This window comes from Pseudomonas sp. FP818, assembly GCF_030687335.1.
In the GTDB taxonomy this organism is placed as follows: domain Bacteria; phylum Pseudomonadota; class Gammaproteobacteria; order Pseudomonadales; family Pseudomonadaceae; genus Aquipseudomonas; species Aquipseudomonas shahriarae.
On sequence record NZ_CP117427.1, the window covers coordinates 490,221 to 507,372 of the forward strand.

Annotated in this window: 14 protein-coding genes and 1 pseudogene; 9 read left to right on the top strand and 6 right to left on the bottom strand. The window is 60.8% G+C overall.

Annotation, left to right across the window (positions count from 1 at the left end; translation table 11 throughout):
• The first annotated feature begins 102 nt into the window (after positions 1 to 102).
• Positions 103 to 414, top strand: coding sequence for a hypothetical protein (locus PSH80_RS02115; protein ID WP_282405192.1), 312 nt, complete (start codon positions 103 to 105; stop codon positions 412 to 414).
• A gap of 150 nt (positions 415 to 564) precedes the next feature.
• Here PSH80_RS02115 and PSH80_RS02120 read toward each other — a convergent pair whose 3' ends face one another.
• Positions 565 to 2,676 (bottom strand): TonB-dependent receptor, encoded by a 2,112-nt coding sequence (locus tag PSH80_RS02120; RefSeq protein ID WP_305418995.1) that lies wholly within the window; start codon positions 2,674 to 2,676, stop codon positions 565 to 567.
• Positions 2,677 to 2,839: 163 nt separating this feature from the next.
• Here PSH80_RS02120 and PSH80_RS02125 point away from each other — a divergent pair, with 163 nt between their 5' ends.
• From PSH80_RS02125 to PSH80_RS02140, 4 genes and pseudogenes are all read left to right on the top strand, one after another.
• Positions 2,840 to 3,181 (top strand): YceK/YidQ family lipoprotein, encoded by a 342-nt coding sequence (locus tag PSH80_RS02125; RefSeq protein WP_057437310.1) that lies wholly within the window; start codon positions 2,840 to 2,842, stop codon positions 3,179 to 3,181.
• 150 nt (positions 3,182 to 3,331) lie between these two features.
• Positions 3,332 to 5,083, top strand: coding sequence for a carbamoyltransferase (locus tag PSH80_RS02130; RefSeq protein ID WP_305418997.1), 1,752 nt, complete (start codon positions 3,332 to 3,334; stop codon positions 5,081 to 5,083).
• Positions 5,080 to 5,986: pseudogene (locus tag PSH80_RS02135) on the top strand (glycosyltransferase family 2 protein). The gene PSH80_RS02130 and the pseudogene PSH80_RS02135 overlap by 4 nt, the downstream one beginning before the upstream one ends.
• Before the next feature lie 245 nt (positions 5,987 to 6,231).
• Positions 6,232 to 7,620: a hypothetical protein gene (locus PSH80_RS02140; RefSeq protein WP_305419000.1), complete on the top strand. Its 1,389-nt coding sequence runs from the start codon at positions 6,232 to 6,234 to the stop codon at positions 7,618 to 7,620.
• A 2-nt stretch (positions 7,621 to 7,622) separates the two neighbouring features.
• On the opposite strand, the gene PSH80_RS02145 is transcribed toward PSH80_RS02140, so the two are convergent.
• Complete coding sequence (locus PSH80_RS02145) at positions 7,623 to 8,279, bottom strand: phosphotransferase (protein ID WP_169989278.1); 657 nt, start codon at positions 8,277 to 8,279, stop codon at positions 7,623 to 7,625.
• A 124-nt stretch (positions 8,280 to 8,403) separates the two neighbouring features.
• On the opposite strand from PSH80_RS02145, the gene msbA reads away from it, so the two are divergent.
• The 3 genes from msbA (at position 8,404) to PSH80_RS02160 (ending at position 12,706) form a co-directional block, all read left to right on the top strand.
• On the top strand, positions 8,404 to 10,224 hold the full coding sequence (gene msbA / locus PSH80_RS02150) for a lipid A export permease/ATP-binding protein MsbA (RefSeq protein ID WP_120731370.1): 1,821 nt from the start codon (positions 8,404 to 8,406) through the stop codon (positions 10,222 to 10,224).
• A gap of 105 nt (positions 10,225 to 10,329) precedes the next feature.
• On the top strand, positions 10,330 to 11,766 hold the full coding sequence (gene hldE / locus PSH80_RS02155) for a bifunctional D-glycero-beta-D-manno-heptose-7-phosphate kinase/D-glycero-beta-D-manno-heptose 1-phosphate adenylyltransferase HldE (protein ID WP_115129349.1): 1,437 nt from the start codon (positions 10,330 to 10,332) through the stop codon (positions 11,764 to 11,766).
• Positions 11,767 to 11,776: 10 nt separating this feature from the next.
• Positions 11,777 to 12,706, top strand: coding sequence for an NAD-dependent epimerase/dehydratase family protein (locus PSH80_RS02160; RefSeq protein ID WP_057958127.1), 930 nt, complete (start codon positions 11,777 to 11,779; stop codon positions 12,704 to 12,706).
• A gap of 27 nt (positions 12,707 to 12,733) precedes the next feature.
• Here the strand turns inward: PSH80_RS02160 and PSH80_RS02165 are convergent, their stop codons facing one another.
• The 4 genes from PSH80_RS02165 to PSH80_RS02180 form a co-directional block, all read right to left on the bottom strand.
• Positions 12,734 to 13,699, bottom strand: coding sequence for a hypothetical protein (locus PSH80_RS02165; RefSeq protein WP_057437325.1), 966 nt, complete (start codon positions 13,697 to 13,699; stop codon positions 12,734 to 12,736).
• A 41-nt stretch (positions 13,700 to 13,740) separates the two neighbouring features.
• The gene (locus PSH80_RS02170; protein ID WP_057958128.1) at positions 13,741 to 14,553 is read right to left on the bottom strand and encodes an aldo/keto reductase; all 813 of its coding nucleotides are present in this window, start codon (positions 14,551 to 14,553) and stop codon (positions 13,741 to 13,743) included.
• A complete protein-coding gene (locus PSH80_RS02175) occupies positions 14,550 to 15,725 on the bottom strand; it encodes an FAD-binding oxidoreductase (protein ID WP_057958129.1) in 1,176 nt (391 codons plus the stop codon). The genes PSH80_RS02170 and PSH80_RS02175 overlap by 4 nt, the downstream gene beginning before the upstream one ends.
• An 85-nt stretch (positions 15,726 to 15,810) precedes the next feature.
• Entirely contained in the window at positions 15,811 to 16,146 is a 336-nt protein-coding gene (locus PSH80_RS02180) for a multidrug efflux SMR transporter (protein WP_057437331.1), read from the bottom strand.
• Between the two features lie 103 nt (positions 16,147 to 16,249).
• Here PSH80_RS02180 and PSH80_RS02185 point away from each other — a divergent pair, with 103 nt between their 5' ends.
• Entirely contained in the window at positions 16,250 to 17,140 is an 891-nt protein-coding gene (locus PSH80_RS02185; protein ID WP_057958130.1) for a LysR family transcriptional regulator, read from the top strand.
• Positions 17,141 to 17,152 lie beyond the last annotated feature (12 nt).

A 17,152-nucleotide genomic window follows, 5' to 3' on the forward strand; every position in this document is an offset into this window, starting at 1 on the left:
GACATTGTTTGTTGGGGTTAATAGGTTGTATCGACGCTTGATAAGAATATCTTATATAGATGTTTGTTGAATGGTCGAAATGTTAATTCCGGGAGTGTGCAAATGACTTCGATAACAGGCTTTCATCCGTTTTCTTTTTACAGTGATCTGGCCGGTAAAAATAAGCCGATAGATCCGGTGAATCCAACAAGCCCAATAGATAAAGTGCAGTCGGGTGTGCGCAATCCAAAGGACACAACCGCTGGTGATGACGCCGAATTTTTTAACGCCGATACCCAGGAATGGCAGCCAACCGCCTCTAATGGCAAAGGTGATGGCAGTTATGTGAACTTTGGTGATCCCTATCGAGAGCCCATAGATCATGAACTGGTTTACGGAGCCAATGGGGAGTGGCAATTAAAAGCTGATGGATGATTGCTTAAAAGTTGAGTGGGTATTTTTGTTTGTGGTTCTTTGTAATTTTGGTGGGTACTTTTCAAAGTGTAGGGGGCGGGTTATAGGAAGTTTCTGTTATTAATGTGGGAGCCAAATGGGCAATGTTATTTGCCCATTGGTTTTTATCACTCAAAAGCTGTACTGGGCTCCTGCGCCCGCATACCACGACCTGCCGGGCGCGGCTTCGTAATAACGATCGTTGCCATCGCCGACAATCACCGAACCGATGTACTGGCGATCCAGCAGGTTGTCCAGGCGCAGGGTCTGGTGAAAGGTCCAGTGTTCGACTTTCTGTTCAAAGCGTGCACGCCAGTTGAAAACGCTGTAAGCCGGAGCAGCATGCTTCTGGTTGGTGTCTTCGACATAGATCTTGCTGCGGTACATGCCTTCGACGGCGGTGCTGACCCAGTCCCGTGGTTTCCAGTTCAGTTCGGCAAAGAGCGTGGTCTGTGGGACGCCGGGTAGGTAGTTGCCCTTCTCCACGGTTTTGCCGCTGTTGCTGAAGTTGCTGTCGTAGGTGGCTTGCAGGCGGCTGTAGGCGAGGTTGGCGCTCCACTGTTCGCTCAGTTGGCTTTCGATACCCAGCTCAAAGCCACGGCGCAGGGTGCGGCCGGCGTTTTGGTAGCTGGTGCGTCCGCCATTGGACTGTGCGACTACCAGCTCATCCTCGGTGGTGATCTGGAACACAGCGGCATTGACCCGCGTGCTGTTGTTCACCTGCGCCTTCAAACCCACTTCATATTGAGTACTTTCTGACGGCTTCAGGCCAAAGTTGAAACCTTCGATGGCGCCCGGGGCGTAGGCCATTTCGGCTTGGGTCGGCGTTTCGAAGCCCTTGCCAGCGCTGACATAGCCGTGCAGCTCAGGGGTAAACGCGTACATCACGCTCATCGACGGCGTGTTCTTCTGGTAGGTCTTGTTGCCACTGGCATCGCCATTGCTCAGGAACTGGTCATCGACGTCCATTTCCATGGTGCTGTGGCGCAGCCCGGCTTGCAGGGTCCAGCGGTCGATGGCCCAGTTGGCCTGGATATACGGGTCAAGGCTGCGGGCGGTGTCGATTTCATTGCGGCGTAATTCGCCTTTCACGCCGAGGGTGTTGCCGTTGTAGTTCTTGTAGCCGTGACGGCTATCTTCGCTCTGGTCGAAGTCCAGGCCGGTGATGATCATCAATTCGCCCGGCATGCTGTCGATGGGCTGCATCCAGCGCACGCCACCGCCGTAGAACTTGCGGTCGAATTGCACGACGCCACCGCCGCGTTCGTTGGCCGGGTTAAGCCCCCCGTTCACCGTGAACTTTGGAATCGACAAATACTGAATCACATTCCTGCGCCCGGTGTAGGCATTCACCTGCAATGTCGCATCGCCAATGTACCGCTCGTAATTCATCCCTACCTGTTGGTGATCAATGCTCTTGCGTGTGTTGTACGCCAGGGCATTGCTGCTCACCGAGCGCGGGTCGGCCTTGTAGCCTGCCCAGGTCTGCCCCAGCGGGTCCTGGGTGCCGTTCTGCTCCAGGCTGCTGTAGATCAGGGCCAGCTTGCTGTCGTCATCGGGCTCGAGGTTGAGCTTGGCGAAGGTCTGGTCGCGGCGGGCGCTGCTGTGGTCGCGGTAGCCGTCGGTGTCCATGCGTGAGGCATCGAGGACAAAACCGGCGCCCTGCACCGCGCCCTCGGCGCTGAGGTGATGCTTGTTCAGGCCATCGCTGCCGACCAGGGTTTCGGCGCCGATACGGGGTGGGCCTTCGCCGTTGCGCGAGAACATCTGGATCACCCCGCCGGCGTTGCTGCCATACAGGGTGGCGGCCGGGCCGCGCAGGACTTCGATGCGGTCGGCGGTGTCGAGGTTGAAGGTGGCGGCCTGGCCCTGGCCGTCCGGGGTGCTGGCGGGGATGCCATCGGCAATCAGTTTGATCCCGCGTACGCCAAACGCCGAGCGCGCGCCAAAGCCACGGGAGGAAATCTGCAGGTCCTGGGCATAGTTCTGGCGGTTCTGCACCACTAGCCCCGGCACGCGGGACAGGGCTTCCGAGGCATTGATGCCCAGCTGGCCGTCGCTGATCTGCTCACGGCTGATGCTGTCCACCGAGTAGGGCAGGTCGAAACTGCGGCTGGCACTACGCGAGCCCGTCACCACACTGGGGTCGAGAATCAGTGGGGCCTCTTCGGCCAGGGCCGTTTGCTGCAGGCCCAGCAGGCTGGGGAGCAACATCGCAAAACAGGTGGGAGCAACAACTTTCATGAGCGAACCAACTTCTATGACGCGCAGCGCGGGCGCGGAAAAAAGGGCGCGAGTTTAACGATTCTGCGTGGCGTTTCCGACGAATATTCCCGCAAAATGCCGGCATATTCGTCTTACGCCATCTTGGGTTAGGCTGTCCGCCCCATGCCAAAGAGGGTTGCCCGTGAATCCTACAAATATTCTGCTGCTTGCCGCCATTGTCCTTTCGACCACCGCCTGCGGCACCCTCGACACGGTGTTTCGCGAAGACGCAGTAGCCAGCCAGAAACTCAAGGACCTGCGCAGCCACTGCGAGAGCGTGCCCCGTATCTACAGCGGGGTGGTGTATGACTTCTGCTCCCTGAATGGCGAACCCAACGGCAAGAAAAGCCTGGAAGACCAGCAGATTGCCTCGGTACCCTGGATTGCCATTGATTTTGCCCTGTCGGGTGTCCTCGATACTTTGGTACTGCCCTACACCGTCTACCGACAGAACCGCGATGGCAGTATCGAGATTTTCCGATGATGCCTCTTGTTTCTCCCTGCCATTTGCGGCTAGAGGCGTTTTGCCGCTTTTAAGCTATAATCCCGCCCTTTAGCTTTTCTCGCCGAGGCGAGGGGCACATATTTTTCAGGCGCCAGCGCCTGCATGCAGACTAAAAGAGGCTAGACCCCAGTGGCATTGACGATTCTTGGCCTGTCCGGCGCCCTTAGCCATGATCCTTCCGCAGCCCTGTATATCGACGGCAAGCTGATCGCGGCGGCCGAAGAAGAGCGCTTCGTACGTGATAAACATGCAAAGAACCGCATGCCCTACGAATCGGCGAAGTTCTGCCTGGAACAGGCTGGCATCAAACCCTCCGACGTTGATGTGGTGGCGATCCCGTTTGCCCCGATCAGCTTGTTCGGCGAGGCTCGCTGGCACTATGCCAAGCGTTACTGGTACGCCCCGGACCGCGCCCTTGACGCGATCCTGATGGGCAACCGGCGCTACAAGCGCTATCGCAACAAGATTGTCTGGTGCCTGGAGCAACTGGGCTTCGATCCGAAGAAGATCAAGATCGAACCGGTTGAACACCACCTGGCCCACGCCTCCAGCGCCTATCACTGCTCGGGCTTCCAGGAGAAGACCGCGATCCTCGGGATCGACGGTAAAGGCGAGTACGCCACGACCTTCTTCGGTTATGGCGAGAACGGCAAGATCCACAAGATCAAAGAATTCTACGACCCGGACTCCCTGGGCGGCCTGTACGGCGCGATCACCGAGTTCCTCGGTTTCGAGATGCTCGACGGCGAGTTCAAGGTCATGGGCATGGCACCCTATGGCGATGCCAGCAAGTACGATTTCTCGCGCCTGGCCTCTTTTGAAAATGGCGAGTTGGTGATCAACACCGACTATGCCAACGTCATCGGCCTGCGCCGCTATAAAGAGAAGGGCAAGGGCTTCTACTTCTCGCCAAAACTGATCGAGTGGCTGGGCCCCAAGCGCGAAGGCGATATCGCCGACGAGCCGTACATCCACTACGCGGCCAGCATGCAGGCTCTGTTCGAGAAGCTGTCGTTGCAGATGATCGACCATTACCTGGGCGATATCCTCAAGGAAACCGGCAAGCTGGCCTTCGCCGGCGGCTGCGCGTTGAACGTCAAGTTGAACCAGAAGATCATTGCCCGCGATGACGTCAAGGAGCTGTTCGTGCAGCCGGCGTCCGGCGATGCCGGCACCGCCGTGGGCGCGGCGGCCTATGTGTCCCATGCCCGTGGGGTACCGGTAGAGAAGATGGAGCACGTCTATCTCGGCCCGTCCTACAGCAACGAAGAAGTGATTGCCGCGTGTGCCAAGCACCCGAGCAAGCCGAAGTGGCGCCAGATCGACGATATGCCCAAGCGCATCGCCCAGATCATGGTCGACGGCAACCCGGTAGCCTGGTTCCAGGGACGCATGGAGTTCGGTCCGCGCGCCTTGGGCGGTCGTTCGATCATCGGTTGCCCGAGCGCCGTGGGCGTGGCTGACCGGATCAACCACCAGATCAAGTTCCGCGAGCGCTGGAGGCCCTTCTGCCCGTCGATGCTCGACACCGTGGCCCCGCAGATGATCAAGGTCGATCACCCGGCCCCGTTCATGACCTTCACCTTTGAAGTCGCCGAAGAGTGGAAAACCCGCGTGCCGGAAGTGGTCCATGAAGATGGCACCTCCCGCGCCCAGGTGCTCAAGCGCGAGTACAACCCGCGCTACTACGACATGATGAAAGAGCTGGAAGTGCTGACCGGCAACGGTGTGTCCCTGAACACCTCGCTCAACCGCCGTGGCGAAGCAATGATCTGCTCGCCGACCGACGCATTGAACATGTTCTTCGGCTCCGACCTGCAGTACCTGATCATGGAAGACATCCTGGTCGTCAAAGATGGTGTGGAAGGGGCAAGCCGTTGACTGAAGCACTGATTGGCGTCGTCATCCCTGCCTACAACTACGCGCGCACCCTGGGGCGCGCGGTTGAGTCGGTGCTGGCGCAACTCGACGAAGCCGATGCGCAGTTGTTGGTGATTGATGACGGCTCTACCCGACGACACGCCGCAGGTGCTGGACGCTCTGCTGGCCAAGCATCCGGGACGCTTCCAGGTGTTGCGCAAGCCCAATGGCGGCCTGGCCTCGGTGCGCAATCGTGGCATTGAGGAGTCTGCGGGCCAGTACCTGATGTTCCTGGACGCCGATGATGAAATGGCCCCGGGCGCCCTGGCCCTGGTTGCGCAGCATATTGCTGCTCACCCGGATAGCCGCCTGATCATCGGTGGCCACTGGTCGGTATTTGAAGATGGCAAGCGCCGCCTGCATGCCGTCAAGCCGTTGCCTGCTACGCCTTATCTGCGGGTGCGCGGGTATTTGCTGGACAAGACCATCGCCATCTCCAATGGCGCCTGCGCCATGCACCGGGAGATTTTTGCGGTAGGCAACTACCCGGAGCGCATGCGCAACGCCGAGGATATCCCGGTGTTTGCCCAGGCCCTGGCGCGCGTGCCCTGCACGGTTATCGACCAGCCGCTGGCCTTGATCTACAAACATGCAGACAGCTTGCGGCATGACATCAAGCACAGTGTGGCGGCGGGTGTGAGCCTGGTTGACGAGGTGTTTTCGCCAGTGCGTATGCCGGCAGAGTTGCAAGGCTTGCGCCGTGCGTTTCTCGCGCAGCGCTGCCTGTCTTTGTTTCGCAATTGCTTCAGTGCTGGTGAATACACGCTTGCCAGGCAGTTTTACTGCCAGGCGGTACGTACAGACTGGCGCGCCCTGACGCGTTGGTCGTACACACGCAAGGCGCTTCAGCTGATGTTCAAGTAAGCGTTTTGTAGCCTGTTACGCTACGCCTGGAATGACCTATGAAGCGCCTGAGTTGATTGCAATGACCGGGCGTTGGTTTTTTTGTGGCGTGGTGGTTTTTCTGGAACATATGTTTTCAAATCTTGTGCACACGATGTGACGCCAGGTTTTAAGGGGGGGGTGTGGTTGGTATCGGCAGTAAATTGTGGGCCCGGGTTTTGAGTGTTGTCGTCGAACAGCCCGTTCGAGTGGCATTTTTCGGGAGTTTGCTGCTATCCCTGATCGCCGTATTGGGCGCCGCGACAGTCGGGCGTGATGCGGCGTTCTACCTGACCATTGCCCAGGACGCTCACGTCCACGGCCCTAAAGCCGCCTTTGCCCTGTTCAACTGGCCCTGGTTCTCCCTGCTCCTGGCGGGCACCCATTCGGTTACAGCCCTGCCCATAGAGCTGAGTGCTTACTTGTGGTGTTCGCTGTTTGCCGCCGGGACCTGTGCCCTGCTGGTTGACTGCGTTCGCCAGCGCTCGGTGCAGGTTGCGCCCTGGGCCTGCCTGGTGGTGCTGGCGATGCCGGCGTTCAACGAGTTTCGCGGTGAGATCCTGCGTGAGTTCGGCTTCTGGTTTTTCTGCACCCTGACGCTCTGGCTGGCCATGCGTTGGCAGGCTCGAGGGGGGTGGCTGCGTGCGGCAACCATCCACCTGGCAATTGTCGCGGCGGCAGCCTTCCGGCTGGAAGCGTTGTTGCTGTTGCCTGCGCTGGGCTTATGGCAGTTGCCTGGCCTGTGGGTGCGTGAGCGGCGCCTGGCACTCCTGCAGTTTATTGCGCTACCGCTGCTCGGCGTGGTTGCGGGGATGGTGTTGGTCACGGCAACGGGTGGTTTTTCATCGGCGCGCGTTGCCTACTATATGGACCTGATCAACCCGAGCAGTGTCCTGGCGTCATTTGATTTGCTGCGCGAGCAGTTCGCCAACTCGCTGATCAACAAGTACTCCCAGGATGAAGCCGGACGCATCATCTTTTTTGGCATCCTGGCGGCCATGGCCATCAGCTTTGTGAATATTTGCGGTCCGTTTGCCGTGCCGTTTTTACGGGGCCGCAATTGGCAGGCGATCAAGCGCTACTGGCATGAATACCGGCCTTTTGCCTGGGCGGCGGTGTTGTACCTGCTGGTATTGTTGTTGTTCTTTATCCAGCAGCAGTTCATGAACATGCGCTACATGAGCTTCTTGAACCTGCTGTTGGTGCCAGCGCTGGCGATGGCGCTGCAGATGTTTGCCCAGCAGTTCCCGCGCCTGGGCAAGGCGCTGGTGGCGATATGCCTATTGGTGATGCTGTCCAATGTGGTGTCCACCGGGCCGGGCAAGGTCCAGTACGTCGAGGCGGGGCGCTGGATGGCGGCGAATGTCGAGCCGGATGTGCCTGCTTACTTCGATGATGGTCGTATCGGCTATTACGCTGGACGGGGTTATCTGCTCAAGCAATTGACGCGGGAGGTGGCAATGTCACCGGCCTATGCGGATAAATTCCGCTACTTCCTGATCGAAGCCCGCGGCAACGAGCCCTGGCTCACCAGTTGGCTGGCCGAGCGCAACCTGCGCATCGTCGAGCGCTTCGCCAATCGTCGAGGCGCCACGGTACTGGTCATCACCCAGTAAGATCAGTCCAGTAGTTGCCGCAGGCGCTCAATCAACGGCGCCTGTTGACTGCCTGCCGGCAAGCCCTGGCGATAGCCATCGAAAAAGGCTTGCCCGGCATCATCGCCCAGCAGCCACTGGCGGTCCTCAGGGTAGCGTCGCAGGTGGCTGAAGTTACGCAGGCGCTTGCTCTGGCTCAGGGGGGCGGTCTGGCAACTCAGGTCGGCAATGTCGATCAGCCCCAGGGTGTTTTCCGGTGTCAGGACCACGTTGCCAAAGTGCAGCGAGCGAAAGTACACGCCCTTCTCATGCAATTGCGCAATGAAGCTGCCAAGACGCACACGCAGGGCGTCGGCCTCGGTTTTGGCAAGCTGCAACTGGCGGATGGTTTCCCCGGCCAGCGGGCTGTAGTACACCGCATCCCGCGCAATGCTGGGGATGCGATACACCGCAATGATGCGCGGGCAGGGGATATCCCGTTGCTGCAGGGCGCGGGTGTTGTTGGCGAAACGTTGTGCATACGGGTAGAACAGCGCCGAACTGAGCAGGCGCTTGCGCCGGAACAGTTTGAGCATGCAACCATCGGTCAACCGGAGCACCTTGTCGCCAGAACCATCGGCTTCCAGCACCTGCGCGCCGGCGCGCAGTGCCTCATAGGTGTTGTGATCGATTACTTGCATGCCTGACTCCCATCAATAGCCGGTTATCTTAACCGACTTGGTGCAAGGCTGGCCCCTGCTCATGTTTTTTGGGCTGAAGAGGCCTGTGATATGATCCGCGCCTTACTGATTTGCGCGGATTCCCATGAGCAGTCCTGAACCGAAAACCCAGTCGACGCTGGCGATTTACTTTCGCCTCCTGACTTACGTACGGCCTTATGTGGGTCTGTTCATCCTGAGTATCGTCGGGTTCCTGATCTTCGCATCGACCCAGCCGATGCTCGCTTATATCCTCAAATATTTCGTCGATGGCCTGGCGAACCCCGAGGCCAGTCTGTTCCCCGGCAACCCCTATCTGGGCAAGTTGCAGTTGCTGGAAACCGTGCCGCTGATGATCGTGCTGATCGCGGCCTGGCAGGGCGTAGGTTCGTTCCTCGGCAACTTCTTCCTGGCCCGGGTTTCCCTGGGGTTGGTCCACGACCTGCGTGTAGTGCTGTTCAACAAGCTGTTGGAGTTGCCCAACCGCTTCTTTGACAAGAACAACTCCGGCCATCTGATCTCGCGCATTACCTTTAACGTGACCATGGTCACCGGTGCTGCCACCGATGCGATCAAGGTGGTTATCCGTGAAGGCATGACCGTGATTTTCCTGTTCTGCACCCTGGTGTGGATGAACTGGAAACTGACCCTGGTGATGCTGGCGATCCTGCCGGTGATCGGCATGATGGTGAACAGCACCAGTCGTAAATTCCGCAAGCAAAGCAAGAAAATCCAGGTGTCCATGGGCGACGTGACCCATGTGGCATCCGAGACGATCCACGGCTACCGCGTGGTCCGCAGCTTTGGCGGTGAGCAGTATGAAAAGGTGCGCTTCAAGCAGGCGAGCCTGAGCAACACCGAGAAGCAGCTGGCGATGACCAAGACCGGCGCGGTGTACACGCCGATGCTGCAGTTGGTGACCTACAGTGCGATGGCCGTGGTCATGTTCCTGGTCCTGTATTTGCGTGGCGATGCCTCGCCGGGTGATCTGGTGGCCTACATCACCATGGCCGGCCTGTTGCCCAAGCCGATTCGCCAGCTTTCCGAAGTCAGCTCGACCATCCAGAAGGGTGTGGCGGGCGCCGAAAGTATTTTCGAGCAGTTGGATGAGCCGGTAGAAGTTGACCAGGGCGTGATTGAACATGAGCGTCTGGCGGGGCGCATTGAAGTGCGCAACCTCAGCTTCCAATACCCGGATAGCGACAAGAAGGTGCTCAACGACATCAGCTTTATCGTCGAGCCTGGGCAAATGGTCGCACTGGTAGGGCGTTCGGGCAGCGGCAAATCCACCCTGGCGGGCTTGATCCCACGCTTCTATCAGCACGAACAGGGGCAGATTCTGCTCGATGGCGTACGCGTGCAGGATTTCACCCTGCGTAACCTGCGCCGGCAAATCGCCCTGGTGACCCAGCAGGTCACCTTGTTCAACGACACCGTGACCAACAACATCGCCTATGGCGACCTGGCCGGCGCGCCCACCGACGCGGTGCATCATGCCGCTCGCGAAGCCTATGCCGATGAGTTCATCGTGAAGATGCCCCAGGGCTATGAAACCCTGGTGGGCGAGAACGGCGTGTTGCTGTCCGGTGGCCAGCGCCAACGCATCGCGATTGCCCGGGCCCTGCTCAAGGATGCGCCGCTGTTGATTCTCGACGAGGCCACCTCGGCCCTGGATACCGAGTCCGAGCGCCATATCCAGGCTGCCCTGGACCATGTGGTGAAGAACCGCACGACCCTGGTGATTGCCCACCGCCTGAGCACCATCGAGAAAGCCGACCTGATCCTGGTGATGGATGACGGCCAGATTGTCGAGCGCGGCACCCACGTCGAGTTGCTGGCGAAGAATGGCTACTACGCGCGGTTGCACGCCAAGGAGTTCGAAGAAGGTGACCCGGTGGCGCCCTCCCACGTGACAGATGCCTATTGAGGCGCCATTGCAGCCAGGCTGGCATTGACCGCCAGGATTGAATCGGTCGATGCTTTTCCCTGTGCTAATATCGCGCCCCTGTTCATTTTGTATGTGGGTTGCTCCATGAAGTTGTCCATGCCGCGATTCGATCAAGCCCCTGTCTTGGTGGTCGGCGATGTCATGCTCGACCGTTACTGGCATGGCGGTACCTCACGGATTTCCCCTGAGGCACCGGTACCGGTAGTCAAGGTCGAGCAAATCGAAGACCGTCCAGGGGGCGCTGCCAACGTTGCCCTTAACATCGCCGCGCTCGGCGCCCCGGCCTCCCTGGTCGGCGTGACCGGCGACGACGAAGCCGCCGACAGCCTGACCAACAGCCTGCGCGGCGCTGGCGTGCGTGCGCTGTTCCAGCGCATTGCCCACCAGCCGACCATCGTCAAGTTGCGGGTCATGAGCCGTCACCAGCAATTGCTGCGTATCGACTTTGAAGAACCCTTTGCCACCGACGCCCTGGCCCTCAGTGATCAGGTCGACGCGTTGCTCGAAGGCATCAAGGTGCTGGTGCTGTCGGACTACGGCAAAGGCGCACTGAAAAACCACCAGGTGCTGATCCAGGCCGCCAAGGCCCGGGGTATCCCGGTGCTGGCCGACCCCAAAGGCAAGGACTTCTCGGTCTACCGGGGCGCCAGCCTGATCACGCCGAATCTCAGCGAATTTGAAACCATCGTCGGCGGCTGCGTCGATGAGCACGACTTGGTGAGCAAAGGCGCAAGCCTGATGGCCGACCTCGACCTCGGCGCGTTGCTGGTGACCCGTGGTGAACACGGCATGACCCTGCTGCGCCCCGGTCACCCGGCCATGCACCTGCCTGCGCGAGCGCGGGAAGTGTTCGACGTCACCGGCGCCGGCGACACCGTTATCTCCACCCTGGCGGCGGCGATCGCCGCCGGCGAGGAGTTGCCCCACGCGGTGGCCCTGGCCAACCTGGCGGCGAGCATCGTGGTCGGCAAACTGGGTACGGCGTCCATCAGCGCCCCGGAACTGCGTCGCGCGATCCAGCGTGAGGAAGGTTCGGAGCGTGGCGTGTTGAGCCTTGAGCAGTTGCTGCTGGCGATTGACGATGCCCGCGCCCATAACGAAAGCATTGTCTTCACCAACGGTTGCTTCGACATCCTGCATGCTGGCCATGTGACTTACCTGGAGCAGGCTCGCGCCCAGGGTGATCGCCTGATCGTGGCGATCAACGACGATGCTTCGGTCAGTCGCCTCAAAGGCCCTGGCCGGCCGATCAACAGCGTGGATCGGCGCATGGCGGTGCTGGCTGGGTTAGGCGCGGTGGACTGGGTGATCAGCTTCTCCGAGGGCACCCCGGAAAACCTGTTGGCCCAGGTCAAGCCAGATGTATTGGTCAAGGGCGGGGATTACTCGGTCGACCAGGTGGTCGGTGCCGATATCGTCAATGCCTATGGCGGCAAGGTCAAAGTCCTGGGATTGGTGGAGAACAGCTCGACCACCGCGATTGTCGATAAAATTCGTCAAACCAACGATGCCGCCCGATAGGTTTACCGCTATGTCTGATGCTCTCGTACTGATTACCGGCGGCGCTGGTTTTATCGGCTCCAATCTGGTCGATGCACTGCTAGCCAAGGGCTATGCGGTGCGCGTGCTGGATAACCTGTCCACCGGGAAGCGCAGTAACCTGCCATTGGATAACCCGCGCCTGCAACTGCTCGAAGGCGATGTGGCCGATGCCGCACTGGTCGCCCGCGCAGCGGTGGGGGCGACGGCGGTGGTGCATCTGGCGGCGGTTGCTTCGGTGCAGGCGTCGGTGGATGACCCGGTCAGTACGCACCAGAGCAACTTCGTGGGCAGCCTGAATGTCTGCGAGGCCATGCGCCAGGCTGGGGTCAAGCGCGTGGTGTTTGCCTCCAGTGCGGCGGTGTATGGCAATAACGGCGAGGGCGACTCGATCGACGAGCAAACCGCCAAGGCGCCGTTGACGCCATATGCCTCGGACAAGCTGGCCAGCGAGCACTACTTTGACTTCTATCGCCGCCAGCATGGCCTGGAGCCGGTGATTTTCCGCTTCTTCAATATTTTTGGCCCGCGCCAGGATCCGTCATCGCCGTATTCCGGGGTGATCAGCATCTTCAGCGAGCGCGCGCAAAAAGGCCTGCCGATTGCCGTATTCGGCGACGGTGAGCAAACCCGTGACTTCATGTACGTAGGGGATCTGGTAGCGGTACTGGTGCAAGCCGTGGAAATGGCGGATGCCCCCCTGGGCGCGATCAATGTCGGCTGGAACCACACCACCACCCTCAAGCAGTTGCTGCAGGCGCTGTCGGAAATCATCGGCTCGTTGCCGGCTGTCAGCTACACAGCGCCGCGCTCGGGGGATATCCGGCACTCCAGAGCCAACAACCAGCGCTTGGCGGCAAGCTTCACATTGCCTGAGCCGACGCCGCTGAAGGTTGGTCTGGAGCGACTACTCAACCAGTAGGTACCGCTCGCCACAGGCGGGGCTGCTTCAGCGACCCGCCTTCTTCGGCACCATCTTGCGCAAGATCTGCCTGGCCCGCCCAGTCAATTGCTTCAACTTCGATTCCTTCTCCGGCGCGCTCAGGCCCTGTTGCCTGAGCCAGTCCTTCCAGCGGATCCGCTCATCACGCACCAACCAGCCCTCCTGCTGGGCAAAACTCTCCGCCAGGTACAACCCACGGGTGCTCGCCGGGATCAGTTGATCCTTCTTCAGGGTATACAGCTCGGCGCACGGCTGGCCGTCCTTCAGGGGCATCAGGTACAAATCCGGGCGCTGGCGGTCCAGGCGGGCCACCAGTTGGTCGCCCTCCAGGCGTTCGTCCACATGGAATAGGCTCAGGGACTTGGCTTCCTTGGGCACTTCCAGGCGCAGGTCATAGATCAATTGCAGTGAGGCCGTGGGCAGGTGCACATAGGCCCGCGGGCGTTCGATCAACTGCATGCTGGCGCAGCGCACCGGGCGGGCAGCGCCGGACAGCGGCGACAGGCGAAACGGCAATGCCTCGCGGTAGTGCAGGGCGCTGGAGTAGGGCGCCGGCAGCCAAGTGTCATTGAAACGTCCGCCGAGCCAGCCCTCCGGGGTTTCCAGCAGGCATTCCTCGGCGATTTCCTGAATAGCGGTGTGCAGCGGCAGGTTCAGTTCATGGGCTGGCACGTAGCCGGAAATCAGCTTGAGCACCACATCGCCACGGTCCTGCCGGCGCTGGCGCACCAACACCCAGTAATCGCGGTTTTGCCAGTGCAGCGTCAGGCGCACCGACACCCCGAGGTTGGCCAGTTCCAGGGCAAAGCGTTCGGCGTCTGCTACGTCCACTGGCTTGCGCCGCTGCAGGGTCTGGGCAAAGTTGAGCGGCATGCCCACGCTCTGGTAGCTCAGGCCTTCGGGGGTGGCTTCGACGTACAGCGGCAGTGTTTTGAAATTACTGGGGTTTTTTCTTATGAGCGTTCGCGGCATGTCGGCTCCTTCTTGCGTCGGGGTCGGCCGCGTCGGCGGCATCAGGATTGGCGAATGATCTTGGCAGCGGTTGCCACATTATGGGCAAGGTGCAGCGGGTTGATGGTCCCGACAATAGCACTGGCCACGCCCGTTTGCGCAAACAACAAGGTGAAACTGGCGTGAATTGGATCCACTCCCGGTTCAAGGCAGGCATGGCCACTGGCCAGGGCCTTTTTCACCAGGATGCCTTTGCCATGGGCGGCAGCGTAATCAATCACGGCTTTTTCGTTTTGCTCGCTCAGATTGTAGGTGACCATGGCGCAATCGCCTTGTTCCAGAGCCTTCACCCCGCCTTCGACGGTTTTGCCGGAGAAGCCGAAACCGCGAATCTTGCCCTCGCGCTTAAGCTCCGCCAGAGTCTGGTACACCTCGCAGTTGTTGAGGATATGCAAGTCATTACCGTCGGAATGCACCAGCACCAGGTCGATAAAATCCGTTTCCAGGCGTTTCAAGCTGCGCTCCACGGACAACCGGGTGTGGGCGGCACTGAAATCGTGATGGGACACACCGTCGGCAAACTCTTCGCCGACCTTGCTGACGATCACCCAGTCCTGGCGCTGGCCTCGCAGCAACGGCCCCAGGCGCTCTTCGCTATGGCCGTAGGCGGGGGCGGTGTCGATCAGGTTGATCCCCAGCTCGCGGGCCTGGCGCAGCAACATGCGCGCTTCTTCATCATTGGGGATCTGGAAACCATTGGGGTACTTCACCCCCTGGTCGCGCCCCAGCTTCACGGTGCCCAGGCCCAGTGGCGACACCAGCAGGCCGGTGCTGCCCAGGGGGCGATGGAGGTCATGCAGGGTCGGTAGGCTCATGGCAACAATTGCTCCCAGGCAGGTTGGGCGATGGCCGGGCGCGGCAGTTCGGGCAGCGGTGTGCTTGGCGTTGGCTGGATGCCGTCACGTTGCAGGGCGCTGAGCACCCGGTCGGCGAAGTCCGGCGCCAGGGCCAGCTTGGTCGGCCAACCCACCAGCAAGCGGCCCTGTTCGGCGAGGAACGCGTTGTCCGGCCGGGTCAGGCCCGTTTGCAGGGGTTCGGCGCGGTCTACTCGCAGGGTCGCCCATTGGGTCTGGCTCATGTCGATCCATGGCAGCAGGTGCGCCAGTTCCTTTTGCGCCGTGGCGATCTGCTCGGCGGGCGTGCGGTGCACGCCTTCGGTCTCGGCAATATCACCGCCCATGTACCACACCCAACGGCCATCGGCGGCCGGGTGCGTGGTGATGGTGATCCGAGGCTTGGTGCCGCCACCCAGGCAGTGCGCGTACAGAGGTTTGAGGCCGGGGCCCTTGGCGATGATCATATGCAGCGGGCGTTTTTGCATGGCCGGCTGGCTCAGGCCCAGGGCCGTCAGCAGCTCGGCGGTGCCGCCGCCGGCACTCAGCACGATGCGCTGGGCGCGGATCGCCCGGCCGTCGACTTTCAGGCCGACGAGGATGTCATCTTCCAGCAGCGGTTCGATCTGTTGCCCGGCGAGCAGGCCGTCGCCGGCCAGTTGTGCCAGGCGCTCGATCAGGCTCGGCACGTCCACCACCAGTTCGGCCAGGCGATAGACCTTGCCCTTGAAGCGGCGGTCTTGCAGGGCCGGCGGCAAATCGTCACCCTTGACCTGATCGACGCGGCCACGCACCGCCTTGCTGGCGAAGAAGCTGGTGAGGTTGCCGGCCAGGGTGCCCGGCGACCACAGGTAATGAGCCTGGGACAACAGGCGCACGCCCGTCAGGTCCAGCTCGCCACTGCCCGCCAGCGCTTCCCGCCAGCGTCGCGGCATATCGGCAATGGCTTCGGAGGCGCCGGTCAGGGCGCCATGCAGGGCGTACTTCGCACCGCCGTGAATGATCCCCTGGGACTTCACGCTCTGCCCGCCACCCAAGGTCGCGTTCTCCACCACAATCGTGGAGAACCCCTGGCTGCGCAGGCGCGCATTGAGCCAGAGGCCGGCAACCCCGGCGCCGACAATCAGGACGTCGGTGGAAATAACGGATGGCATGGGGCGACCTCAGTGTTCGGAACAAGAGGCCAAGTATACAGACTCGACAGCGGGATCTTTGCCCAGGATCAACAACTGTAGAAGGTCAGTGGCCCGCGGTTTTCGAAAACAACTGAATCACCACCACCCCCAGCACAATCATGCCCATCCCCAGCATCGCCGGCAGATCGAGTTTTTGCCCGTAGATAAACAGCGCCGCGATGCTGACCATGACGATCCCCAGCCCCGCCCACACTGCGTAGGCCACGCCCACGGGCACGGTGCGCACCACCAGGGTCAGCATCCAGAATGCGACGCCATAGCCGACGATCACCAGCAGCAGGGGGATTGGCGTGCTCCAGCCCTTGATCGCTTTCATGGAAACGGTGGCGATCACTTCCGAGCAGATGGCAATGGCCAGGTAGTAGTAGGCGGCGTTCATGGGGTGTTCCTCGGAATTGGGGCGTGTAATAAGGCCGGCATTCTAGAGAATCCGCAGATGGGGTAAAGTCATTACCTATCCGAATTCAAGATGGGTTGAGCCAATGAGCGTGCAGTGGAATCTGGAGCAGATGCGCCTGTTTGTCAGCGTCGCCGAGCAGCGCTCGTTCTCGGCGGTGGCACGGGACCAGCGCAAGGCGCAATCGGCGGTGAGCAATGGCATCGCCCTGCTGGAGGCCGACCTGGGCGTGAGCCTGTTTGATCGCAGCAGCGGTCGTCAGCCACGCCTGACCGAGGCCGGCACGGTATTGCTGGAGGAAGCCCGGGAAGTGCTGCGCCAGTGTGAGCGCCTCAACGGCCGCGCCCTGTCCCTGATGCGCGGCGAAGAAGCGCGGCTGCGTCTGGCCCAGGACGAAGCCATGCTGTATCAGCCGGTACTCGACAGCCTTGAGGCGCTGGCCGGGAAATTTCCCAGTCTGGAGGTGCAATTGTCCAGCACGGCCCAGGGCGATGTCGCTCGCAAGTTGGTGGAGCGCAAGGCCGACCTGGGGTTGCTGTTCTACCACGATCAGATCCCTGAGGCCCTTGAACGGCGGGTGGTCGGCAGTGTGGAAATGGTCACGGTGTGTGGCGTCGGGCACCCGCTGGCCAGGGGTGGGTTTGTCGATTGCCAGCGTCTGGCGCAGTTTCGCCAATTGCTGATGTCGACCCAGACCAGCGTCTACCCCGGCAGCGAGGCGGCCAGCCCCCAGGTATGGCGCGCCGACAGTTTCTACGTGCTGGCCGAATGGTTGGTGCGCGGCCTGGGCTGGGCCTGGTTGCCCCGGCATGTGGTGCAGTACCCGACGTATCAGGGGCAGATGGTCGAGTTGGACAGCGAGTGGACGCCACCGGCCCTGGTGGTGGAATTGGTGTGGCGGCGCGATGAGCCCCTTGGTCCGGCGGCGCGCTTTCTGGCCGAACGTTTTACCGCGTGTTTGCAGGCGATCGGCTGAAAAAGCCGATAA